This window comes from Actinophytocola sp. (genome assembly GCF_035712165.1).
In the GTDB taxonomy this organism is placed as follows: domain Bacteria; phylum Actinomycetota; class Actinomycetes; order Mycobacteriales; family Pseudonocardiaceae; genus DASYTH01.
This window is the reverse complement of sequence record NZ_DASTBH010000011.1, coordinates 1-10,357: the sequence shown is the minus strand read 5'-3', so window position 1 is coordinate 10,357 and position 10,357 is coordinate 1. Positions and strand designations below refer to the sequence as shown.

10 protein-coding genes are annotated in these 10,357 nt (G+C 72.2%); 4 read left to right on the top strand and 6 right to left on the bottom strand.

Annotated features, from left to right (window positions below):
- Together VFO68_RS00530 and VFO68_RS00525 are read right to left on the bottom strand one after the other, a co-directional pair.
- Nucleotides 1-183, bottom strand: a 183-nt coding sequence (locus tag VFO68_RS00530) for a hypothetical protein (protein WP_325156101.1), incomplete at its 3' end; no start/stop codon positions are given.
- Nucleotides 184-292: 109 nt separating this feature from the next.
- Complete coding sequence (locus tag VFO68_RS00525; protein ID WP_325156100.1) at nt 293-1,774, bottom strand: TIGR03560 family F420-dependent LLM class oxidoreductase; 1,482 nt, start codon at nt 1,772-1,774, stop codon at nt 293-295.
- A 51-nt stretch (nt 1,775-1,825) separates the two neighbouring features.
- Here VFO68_RS00525 and VFO68_RS00520 point away from each other — a divergent pair, with 51 nt between their 5' ends.
- Complete coding sequence (locus VFO68_RS00520; RefSeq protein WP_325156099.1) at nt 1,826-2,656, top strand: alpha/beta hydrolase; 831 nt, start codon at nt 1,826-1,828, stop codon at nt 2,654-2,656.
- Here VFO68_RS00520 and VFO68_RS00515 read toward each other — a convergent pair.
- The gene (locus VFO68_RS00515; protein WP_325156102.1) at nt 2,648-3,355 is read right to left on the bottom strand and encodes a MerR family transcriptional regulator; all 708 of its coding nucleotides are present in this window, start codon (nt 3,353-3,355) and stop codon (nt 2,648-2,650) included. The genes VFO68_RS00520 and VFO68_RS00515 overlap by 9 nt on opposite strands.
- 116 nt (nt 3,356-3,471) lie before the next feature.
- On the opposite strand from VFO68_RS00515, the gene VFO68_RS00510 reads away from it, so the two are divergent.
- A complete protein-coding gene (locus VFO68_RS00510; protein ID WP_325156098.1) occupies nt 3,472-4,674 on the top strand; it encodes an erythromycin esterase family protein in 1,203 nt (400 codons plus the stop codon).
- A gap of 7 nt (nt 4,675-4,681) precedes the next feature.
- Here the strand turns inward: VFO68_RS00510 and VFO68_RS00505 are convergent, their stop codons facing one another.
- The 3 genes from VFO68_RS00505 to VFO68_RS00495 all read right to left on the bottom strand — a co-directional run bounded on the left by VFO68_RS00505 (nt 4,682) and on the right by VFO68_RS00495 (nt 9,323).
- Nucleotides 4,682-6,895, bottom strand: a complete 2,214-nt coding sequence (locus VFO68_RS00505) for a heterodisulfide reductase-related iron-sulfur binding cluster (RefSeq protein WP_325156097.1) — start codon at nt 6,893-6,895, stop codon at nt 4,682-4,684.
- A gap of 207 nt (nt 6,896-7,102) precedes the next feature.
- Nucleotides 7,103-8,728, bottom strand: a complete 1,626-nt coding sequence (locus VFO68_RS00500; protein ID WP_325156096.1) for an acyl-CoA dehydrogenase family protein — start codon at nt 8,726-8,728, stop codon at nt 7,103-7,105.
- Nucleotides 8,712-9,323 carry a TetR/AcrR family transcriptional regulator gene (locus VFO68_RS00495; RefSeq protein ID WP_325156095.1) on the bottom strand — a complete coding sequence of 204 codons (612 nt, stop codon included), beginning with the start codon at nt 9,321-9,323 and terminating at the stop codon, nt 8,712-8,714. The genes VFO68_RS00500 and VFO68_RS00495 overlap by 17 nt, the downstream gene beginning before the upstream one ends.
- 100 nt (nt 9,324-9,423) lie before the next feature.
- Between VFO68_RS00495 and VFO68_RS00490 the strand changes: the two genes are divergently transcribed.
- Nucleotides 9,424-9,774 (top strand): hypothetical protein, encoded by a 351-nt coding sequence (locus VFO68_RS00490; protein WP_325156094.1) that lies wholly within the window; start codon nt 9,424-9,426, stop codon nt 9,772-9,774.
- Between the two features lie 147 nt (nt 9,775-9,921).
- Nucleotides 9,922-10,357, top strand: a 436-nt coding sequence (locus VFO68_RS00485) for an AMP-binding protein (RefSeq protein ID WP_325156093.1), incomplete at its 3' end; no start/stop codon positions are given.

The window sequence follows — 10,357 nt, the reverse complement described above, 5'->3', positions numbered from 1 at the left end:
CGCCCGAATCTCCGCCGGGAAGTTCGGCAACGTCGCCAGATCATTGCCGAACGCCGCCGCCTCCGAGGTGAACCTGTCACCGGTCAGCTGCATACCGTCACCGGAGTCACCGGCGAACCGGATCACCACCCGGTCCAGCTTCACCGACCGGGATCCCGACTCACCTGGCGATCCTGCGCTCACCTGCCCGGACCTCCTCTGATCAACGGTTCCGGTGACCAGGATGGGTAGGTCAACCCGAGCCGTGGACGAGGCCCGCTCGAGCCTGCGTCGACTCCGTGGCGAAAAGCGGTCACCGGAAGGCGGCGATGACCTTCGCCATCCGCTGGAGCGGTTCCGGGTCGGACAGGTCGGGCAGCCGGACCATGACCTCGGCCACCCCCGCCTCGGCCAGTTCGCGGAACCGCCCGACGTGGTCGTCGACCGTGCCGGCGTTGACCGCGGCGGCGAACCGGGCCGGGTCCATGCGTGGCGGGCGGAGCCGCTCGACCAGCCCGGCCAACTCGCGGTCGCCGGTGCCGACCAGCGCGGTGGACAGGTGGGTCAGGGCCACCTCGGCCGGGTCCCGCCCGACCTCGGCGCAGTGCGCGCGCAGCACCGACGCCTTGCGCCGCACCGTGTCGAGATCGCCGAGCACGTTGGCGGCGTCGGCGTAGCGGGCGGCCAGCCGCAGGGTGCGGCGCTCCCCGCCGCCCCCGACGATGATCGGCACGTGCTCCTGCAGCGGGCGGGGGTAGCCGGCGGCCTCCGGCACGGACACCGCCGCGCCCTCGAACGCCGGACCGCCCGGCCCCCACAGCAGCGGCAACAACCGCAGGGCGTCCTCCAGCACCGCGTACCGGTCGCCGACCGGCGGGAAGTCCCAGCCGTAGGCCGTGTGTTCGGCGGCGAACCAGGCCAGCCCGAGCCCGCACACCGCCCGGCCGCCGCTGAGCACGTCCAGCGTGGCGACGATCTTGCCGAGGTGCGCGACGTTGCGGTAGGTGACGCCGGTGACCAGCGTGCCGAGCCGCGCGGACCGGGTGCACGCGGCCAGGTAGGCCAGCGTCGTGTAGCTCTCCAGGAAGTCGTCCCAGGCGCGGCCCACCTGCGGGATCTGCCGGAAGTGGTCCATCACGTAGAGCGCGTCGAACCCGGCGTCCTCGGCGGCGGTGGCGATCTCGCGCAGCGCGCCCGCGGTCGCCGCGGTGCCGCCGGTGAAGGTGAACGTGGACAGGTGCAGGCCGAACCGCAGACCCGTGGGCCGTTCCCGCTGCCGGGTCAGCGCCGCCGGCGAGGCGATGAACGCCTCCGGCACGACCCGGACCGGCTGCGGCTCGAGCACCTGGTCGTAGCCTTCGGCCGGCAGCAGGTCGCGGACCTGCCGCCAGGTGCGTAGCTGCGCGGTCAGGACGTCGGCCGGGATGCGCTTGGGCCGGTCGCGGTTGCGGGCCCGGCACTCGGCGCCTGCGGTGTCGAACGCGACCGCGACGCAGGGCAGGCCGCGTTGCCGGGCCGCGTGCAGCCAGGCCCGGCGGCGGTCGGTGTCCAGCCCGAGCGTGTCGATCACGGTGGTCAGCCGGCGGGCGATGCGCATCGAGACGATCTGCTCGAGCAGGGCGAACGCGTCGGTGCTCGCGGTGATGTCGTCCTCGCCGGACCCGGCCACCGCCCGCAGCCGGTCGCTGGACACGATGGCCTCGGCCGGGAAGTGGGCCGCCGCCCAGGTCGACTTGCCGGCCGCACCCGGCCCGACCAGCACCACCACGCACGGCGACGGCAGGTTCAGCGGCACCGGCCAACCTTAGGACTCCGGGCTCGGCCGGTGGCCGGTTAGGCTGTTCGGATGAACCACGGCACGGTCACCGTCGACGGCTACCGGCTCGCCTACGACGAGTTCGGCTCGGGCGACTCGGTCGTCGTGCTGCTGCACGGGCTGCTCATGCGACGCAGCCTGCACGCGCCGCTGGCCGAGCAGTTGGCCCGGCACGGCTACCGGGTGATCTGCCTGGACATGCTCGGGCACGGCGACTCCGACCGGCCGGCGGACCGGCGGCTGTACTCGATCGAGCTGTACGGCCGGCACGTGCTGGGCGCCCTGGACGCGCTCGGTGTGCAGCGGGCGGTCATCGGCGGCACCTCGCTCGGCGCCAACATCGCGCTCGAGGTGGCCGTGCGGGCGCCCGAGCGGGTGTGCGGCCTGGTGCTGGACATGCCCGTGCTCGAGGACTCCCAGACGTTCTGGGCGGTGGTGATCGCCCCGCTGCTGGGCGTCTTCACCGTCGGCCGGCCGGTGCTGCGGGCGCTGGGGGTCGCCGCCCGGCGGGTGCCGAGGGGCGCCTACCTGCTGGACATCGCCCTGGACTTCGTGCGGCCGGACCCCACGCCGGTCTCGCACACGCTGCTCGGCCTGGTCTACGGCCGCAAGGCCCCGCCCGCCCCGGACCGCCGCGCCATCGCCGCGCCCGCCCTGGTGATCGCCCATCGCCGGGACCTCAGCCACCACATCGCCGACGCCTACGACCTGGTCGGCGAGCTTCCCAACGCCCGGCTGATCAAAGCCAAGTCGATCGTCGAGCTCCGCGCCCGGCCCGAACGCCTCACCGAGGAGATCGTCCGCTTCCTCGCGGAGTGCTGGGCCGCCGCCGGCGAACCCGTCCGCCTCCGCTCAATCTGACCGGTTGGGCTCCTGGAGCAGGGTGAGGTAGGCGTCGAGCCGGGCGGCTCCGGCGAGGAGAGCACGGCTGCGGGTGGTGAGCCGGTCCTGCCAGGCGTCGAGGAAGGTGGCCAGGGCGGCGGTCCCGCCGGCCTGGCGCAGTGACTCCAGGAACCGGGCGACCTGACGCAGGGCGTAGCCGCCGCGCCGCAGTTGCCGGGCGATCTCGGCGTCGCGCACGCGGTCGGGTCCGTACTCGCGGTAGCCGGTGGCGCTGTTGCGGGCGGGGCGCAGGATGCCCGCGGTCTCCCAGGTGCGCAGGGTCGCCGGATGCACGCCGAGCCGGCGCGCGAGCTCACCGACGGTCAGCGGGCGGCCGGGCACGGGGGTGGGTGTCGTGCTGGACAGGGCGCCCAGGGCGGTGGCGACCTCGGCGCGGGTGCCGCGTTCGGTGAGCAGTGCGACGTGCGTGGCGTCGATGAGCCGGTAGGCGGACTCGGGGTCGCCCCGGTTGGTCGCGCGCATGATCTCCATGGCGCGCTGGTGCCCGTGGCCGGCGCGCAACGCGAGAAAGGCGCGCAGAGCCTGCGCGTGCAGCGGCGTGTAGCGGCGGTAGCCGGTCGCGCTGCGCTCGGCCGGCGGGAGAATGCCGGCGTCGTCGTAGTTGCGGACCGCCTGGGCGGACAAGCCGTGCTCCCGAGCCAGGTCGATGGGTCGCAGGTCGCACCTCCGATTGAGGGTTGCGGGAGGCAGGCCCAGGGAATCGTCGCCGAAGTTTCAATGGATTGTTCAACGATACGGTCGAGGAAGGTGCTCCGGAGAGACAAGGGGTGTTCATGTCCACTGCCACCGCCCTGCGCGGAGTCGGCCGGCAACTCGACGACCCGGCCGGTCTCGGCCGCGCCGTCGACGAACTGCTCGCCGCGCGGACCGCGCCGCCGACCCTGCTGGCCCTCGGTGAGCCGACCCACGGCATCCCGGCGTTCCCGTTGCTGCGCAACGAACTGCTCAGCCAACTCGCCGAACGCGGCTACCGGTCGATCGTGCTGGAGACCGACTTCTTCGCCGCCGCCATCGTCGACGACTACGTGGCCGGGGCGCCTGCGGAGATCGACACGGTGCTCACCACCGGGTTCAGCCACGGCTTCGGAGCCATCCCGGCCAACCGCGCACTCGTCGAGTGGCTCCGCACGCACAACGCCGGCCGCGCGCCGCACGACCGGGTCCGCTTCCACGGCTTCGACGCGCCGACGGAGACCGCCGCCGCGCCGAGCCCGCGCCGGGCGCTGTCGGCGGTCACCGGCTACCTGCCCGCCCCGCTGCGGCCCGAGTCGGCCCGCGACCTCGAACCGCTGCTCGGCGCGGACACCGACTGGACCAACCCGGCGGCCATGTACGACCCGGCCGCGTCCCTCGGCGGCTCCGACCGCGTCCGCGCCCTACGCATCGCCGCCGACGACCTCACCAGCGCCCTGCGCCGCGCGGCGCCCGCCCTGCGACCCGCCGACCCGGCCGGCTACGCCCGGGCCGTGGCACACGCCCGCACCGCCCAGGGTCTGCTGCGCTATCACGCGGCCATGGCCAGCCCCGCCCCCGACCGCATCGCGACCCTGCTCAGCCTGCGCACCGAGATGATGGCCGACAACCTGCTCGCGATCGTCGCGCAGGAGCGGCAGCGCGGGCCGATCCTGGTGTTCGCGCACAACGCGCACCTGCAGCGGGCGCGGACCGAGGCGGACCTGGGCTGGAGCAGTGCCGGCGCGCTCGTCGCACCCACCCTCGGCGAGGGCTACGTGTTCCTGGCGACCGACGCCAACCCGCACAGCGATCCGGGCACCCTGCAGGGCATGCTGGCCGAGGCGACCGTTCGCCGCGCCCTGTTCCCCGCCCCGGCCGTGCGCGCCGCGCTGCCACCGTCGACCGCGGCGGGCGAACCGATCGTGCGCGGCCACATCCCGGTCGACCCGGCGGACCTGGCCGGCGCCGACGCGGTGATCTTCATCGCCGACACCGACGGGCAGCGGATCCAGTACTGGTGACCGATTCCTAGGTCTGGCCGCGTTTGACGGCGTCGAGGAGGAGTTGGGAGACGTCGCGGACGGTCACGCCGGCGGCCTGCTCCTCGCTCTGGCGCTGCACGACCCCGTCGGACATCATCACCCGGCAGAAGGGGCAGCCGGTGACGATCTCGCCGGCGCCGGTGCCGATCGCCTCGTCCACCCGCTCGAGGTTGATGCGCTTGCCGATGTGCTCCTCCATCCACATCCGCGCGCCCCCCGCGCCGCAGCACAGGGAGCGGTCGGCGTGCCGGGGCATCTCGGTGAGGGTGGCGCCGGCGACGCCCACCAACTCGCGCGGCGGCTCGTAGACCTTGTTGTGCCGGCCCAGGTAGCACGGATCGTGATAGGTCACCGGGTTGGCGGCCTGCGCGGGCTTGACCGGGGTGAGCTTTCCCTCCCGTACCAACCGGTTGAGCAGCTGGGTGTGGTGCATGACCTCGTAGTGGCCGTTGGTGCCGCCGAACGACGGGATCATGCCTTCCAGCTGCGGGTACTCCCGGCCGAGCGTGTTCATGCAGTGCGGGCAGGTGGTGACGATCTTGCGCTGCACCGGTTCACGGCCCTCGAACACCGCGTTGAGCATCTCGGCGGTCTGCTGGGCCAGCATCTGGAACAGGAACTCGTTGCCGGCGCGCCGGGCCGGGTCGCCGGTGCAGGTCTCCTCGTTGCCCAGCACCACGTACTTCACGCCGGCGATGTGCAGCAGTTCGGCGGTGGCGCGCACGGTCTTCTTCGCGTTGTCGTCGAACGCGCCGGCACAGCCGATCCAGTACAGGTACTCCACGTCCGCGGCCAGCTCACCGTCGAAGACCGGCACCTCGAAGTCCAGGCCCTTGGCCCAGTCCATCCGCTCGGAGTTGTTCTGCCCCCACGGGTTGCCCTTGTTCTCCAGGTTGCGGAACAGGGTGCCCAGCTCGGTCGGGAACTCCGACTCGATCATGACCTGGTACCGGCGCATGTCCACGATGTGGTCGACGTGCTCGATGTCCACCGGGCACTGCTCCACGCACGCGCCGCAGGTGGTGCACGACCACAGCACGTCCGGGTCGATCACGCCGCCCTGCTCGGCGGTGCCGACCAGCGGGCGCAGCGCCTGCTCCGGGCCGGAGCCGGTGATCCGCTCGAAGCCGGACTCGGGAACGCCATGGCCGTTGTGTTCCGGACCGCCCTTGGGCATGACCGCGCCCTCGTCCGGCATGTCCGTCCCGCCGATGAGATACGGGGCCTTGGCGAACAGGTGGTCCCGCAGGTTCATGATGACCAGCTTGGGAGACAACGGTTTCCCGGTGTTCCAGGCCGGGCACTGGCTCTGGCATCGCCCGCACTCGGTGCAGGTGGCGAAGTCCAGCATGCCCTTCCAGGTGAAGTCCTCGATCTTGCCGCGGCCGAACACGTCGTCGTCGGACGGGTCCTCGAAGTCGATCGGCTTGCCGTGCGACTCCATCGGCAGCAGCGGCCCGAGCCCGTCCGGCAGCCGCTTGGCCGACACGTTGATCGGCGCGACGAAGATGTGCAGGTGCTTGGAGTACAGCACGATGATCAGGAACGACAGCATGACGCCGATGTGCAGCAGCAGCCCGACCGTCTCGATGATCTCGGTGGTGTGCTGGCTCAGCGGCTCCATCAGCTCACCGATGCCGAGGGAGACCCAGGCGCCGCTGTCGTAGGGGAAGTTCCCGGCGGCCGCCGACGCGCCGCGGAACAGGAACATCGTCCAGACCACGTTGAAGATCATGAACAGGATCAGCCAGGCCGGCCCGGTGTGCGAGCCGTAGAACCGCGACGCGCGCTGCCGCCGCTCGGGGGCGTTGCGCAGCCGGATGATCGCGAACGTGACGATCGACACCGCCACCGCGACCGCGATGAAGTCCTGCAGGAAGCCGAGCGCCGCCCAGGTGCCGATCAGCGGGATGTGGAAGTCCTCGACGAACAGCGCCCCGTAGGCCTCCAGGTAGACCGAGCCGAGGATCAGGAATCCCCAGAAGGTGAGGAAGTGGGCCACGCCGGGCACCGACCACTTCAACAGCTTGCGCTGCCCGAACACCTCTTTGACCTGAGCCCACAGCCGGGCCGGAATCGAATCCACCCGATCGGCGGGCTGGCCGGAGGTGATCAGCTTGTGCAGCCACTGGGCGCGGCGGCCGGCGATCGCGAGCACGATCACCGTGAGCCCCAGGCCAAGGATCAGTCGAACCAGCACGAAGCCCTCCGCGATGAGCAGCTACTGAGTAGTAACCCGGACGCAGGGATCGTAGTACCGACCTGGGGCCTTGTGCTCGACAGACGGTGTGGTCTCCCGCACGCACCCGCCGAAGGCACGGACCTGTGGCGGCGGGCCACCAACCCGCGAAGGCGGATCTGCCGACTCGACGGCCCGCCCCGCAGGTCCGATCGCGCGTGCCCTAAATCAACACCGCACGCGTTCGAGGATTTCGCCGGTGGAGGTGCCGGCGGGCAGGGTGCCGAACGCGACGCCCCAGTCGCCGCCGAGCCGGGAGGCGCAGAACGCGTCGGCGACGGCCGGCGGGGCGTGCCGGACCAGCAGCGAGCCCTGCAGCACCAGGGCCATGGACTCGACCAGGCGGCGGGCGCGCAACTCGATGGCCGAGGTGTCGGCGAGTTCCTTGTGCAGGTTGGCCACCGCGTCGTCGAGCCGGTGGTCGGCGCCGGCCGCGTGGCTCAGCTCGGTGAAGAACGCCTCCACCGACTCGGGCTGGCGGGCCATGGCGCGCAACGCGTCCAGCGCCGCGACGTTGCCCGATCCCTCCCAGATGGACATCAGCGGCGCCTCGCGGTAGAGCCGCGGCATCCCGGAGTCCTCGATGTAGCCGTTGCCGCCCAGGCACTCCAGCGCCTCGGCGGCGTGCGCCGGGCCGCGCTTGCACACCCAGTACTTGGTCACCGCGAGGGCGAGCCGGCGAAACGCCTCCTCGGCGGCGTCCCCGGCGATGGCCCGGTCGGTGGCGCCGGCCAGCCGCATCGCCACCGTCGTCGCCGCCTCCGACTCGATGGCGAGGTCGGCGAGCACGTTGGTCATCAGCGGGGCGTCGATCAGCCGGGTGCCGAACGCGCTGCGGTGCGTGGCGTGATGGGCGGCCGCGACCAGGCCGTGCCGCATGCCTGCGGCGCTGCCCAGCACGCAGTCCAGCCGGGTCATGTTGACCATCTCGATGATCGTGCGGACCCCCCGGCCCTCCTCGCCGACCAGCCAGCCGACCGCGTCCTCGTACTCGATCTCGGCCGAGGCGTTGGACCGGTTGCCCAGCTTGTCCTTCAACCGTTGCAGAAAGAGACTGTTGCGGGTGCCGTCCGGCCGGACCCGGGGCAGCAGGAAGCAGGACAGCCCGCCGGGCGCCTGGGCCAGGGTCAGGAACACGTCCGACATGGGCGCCGAGGTGAACCACTTGTGTCCGGTGAGCAGGTAGGTGCCGTCGCCTGCCGGCCGCGCGGTGGTGGTGTTGGCGCGCACGTCGGAGCCGCCCTGCTTCTCGGTCATCGACATGCCGGCGATCAGGCCGCGCTTGGTGGCCGGCGCCCGCAGGCCGTAGTCGTACTCGGGCGCGGCGAGCAGCGGCTCCAGCGACGCGGCCAGTTCCGGGTTGTGCCGCAGCGCCGGAACCGCCGCGTAGGTCATCGAGATCGGGCAGGTGTGCCCCGGCTCGACCTGGCCCCAGACGTACATCTTCGCGGCCCGGGCCACGTGCGCGCCGGCCCGGCCGTCGCGCCAGGGCGCGGCGTGGATGCCGTGCGACACGGCCACCGTCATCAGGTCGTGCCAGGACTGGTGGAACTCCACCTCGTCGATGCGGTGGCCGAACCGGTCGTGGGTGCGCAGCACCGGCGGGTAGGCGTGCGCCAGCCGGCCCCAGTCCTGGGCCTGCTCGCTGCCGGCGAGGGCGCCCAACTCGTGCAGTTCCGGTTCGGCCCAGCCAGCGCCCTCCCGGCGCAGCCCCTCGAGCAGGGCGGGATCGGCGGCGACGTCGTGGCCGGCCAGCGGCGGGACCTGGTTGGTGACCTCATGCGTGCGTGGCACGGGTTGCTCCTGTGGCTCGGTGCGCGAACGTGATCAGCGACGGGATGGTGTCGACCTCGGCGGCGCCGGCGGCCAGCGGCCCGACCAGGGCCTCGGCGATGGCGCCGACCAGGGCGGCGGCGGTGATGTCGGGGTTCTGCGGGGGCAGCACGCCGGTGGCCACGCCGTCGGCGACGGTGGCGGCGACCAGGTCGCGGTAGGCGCGGCGGAACACCAGGCGCTCGGCGTCGACGGCCGGGTCGACCGGCTCGGCCAGCAGGGCGTAGGCGAGCCGGGGGGACTTGAACGCGCGCCCGGCGAACGTTTCGATCAGGGCGGTGATCCGGCCGGCCACCGGGCCGGGCTGGCGGATGGCCGCGCCCACCGCGGCCACCTCGCGGCCGGCGGCCTCCCGGAACACCTCGGTGACCAGGTGCGCCTTGGTCGGGAAGTGCCGGTAGACGGTGCCGGTGGCCACCCCGGCCCGGCCGGCCACCGCGGCGACCGAACAGCCGGCGTAACCGTGCTCGGTGAGCAGTCCGATGGCGGCGCGCAGGATGGCGCCGCGGGCGGCGTCCAGCCGCGCCTGGACGGCGGCGGTGCGTCGGTAGGCCACCCAAGAAGTGAACTACGATTCATAACTTCACGCAAGGGCCGCACCAGAGGCTGCCCCGACGGACATCCCGGCCCATCCGCCACGGTGCTGAAGTGTCGTCATGACCGACTACGACGACGACTCCCATGCGGAGTACAGCGCTGCCATGCAGGAGTACGGGTTCGACGACATGCAGCACGAGGAGGGACTCGACCAGGCGGTCGACGAACTGCTCCAGGACATGGAGAACCTGCCCGACAAGATCCAGCAGCTACTCGAGTACATGCTGCAGGGCTACGACATCGCCGACGCCGCGTACTACGCCGGCTACGGCAACAACACCGAGGGGTTGCACAAGGCCCTGCGCAAGGACACCGGTCACGGGGTCAAGGACAAGCTGCGCAATCTCAAGGACGCGCACGGCACCGGCCGCGAACGGGCCGACACCAGGCGGGCCTCCGCCGGTGCGTGACTTCCGGAATGGGAAAGCAATGTGACATGAACGCCCGAATGTGACATTGCTTTCCATCCGAAAAGCCAATAGCGCAGGTTCTGTGAACTTCCGGTAAAGTCGCTGGTCGGCCCCGGGGTTGGGGACCGTTTCCCTCCCGGAGGCTGGATGACCACCGTCATAGAACCGCGCCTGCCCATCGGGTTGCTCGACGAACTCGCCTCTCCCGCGGTGTTCTCCTCGGGTCCCGCACCGGCCGAGCGGACGCTGGTGGACATCCTCGACGAGACCACCCGCCGGCACCCGGATGCGCGCGCGATCGACGACGGCCAGACCGCCCTGACCTACCGCGCGCTGCTCGGCGCCGTCGACCTGCTGCGCCGCCGGCTGGCCGCCGCCGGAATCGGCCGGGGCGACCGGGTCGGCGTCCGGGCCCCGTCCGGGACCGCCGACCTCTACATCTCGATCCTGGCCGTGCTCGCCGCCGGCGCTGCCTACGTCCCGGTCGACGCCGACGACCCGGACGAGCGCGCCGAACTGGTCTTCGCCGAGGCCGGGGTGTGTGCGGTGCTCGGCCCGCACCGCGCGCTGGACCTCCGCGCCA

What these genes read in the sequence shown, in the direction of transcription:
- VFO68_RS00510 (WP_325156098.1), top strand. Translation starts at nt 3,472, where the DNA reads ATGTCCACTGCCACCGCCCTGCGCGGAGTCGGCCGGCAACTCGACGAC.
- VFO68_RS00520 (WP_325156099.1), top strand. Translation starts at nt 1,826, where the DNA reads ATGAACCACGGCACGGTCACCGTCGACGGCTACCGGCTCGCCTACGAC.
- VFO68_RS00490 (WP_325156094.1), top strand. Translation starts at nt 9,424, where the DNA reads ATGACCGACTACGACGACGACTCCCATGCGGAGTACAGCGCTGCCATG.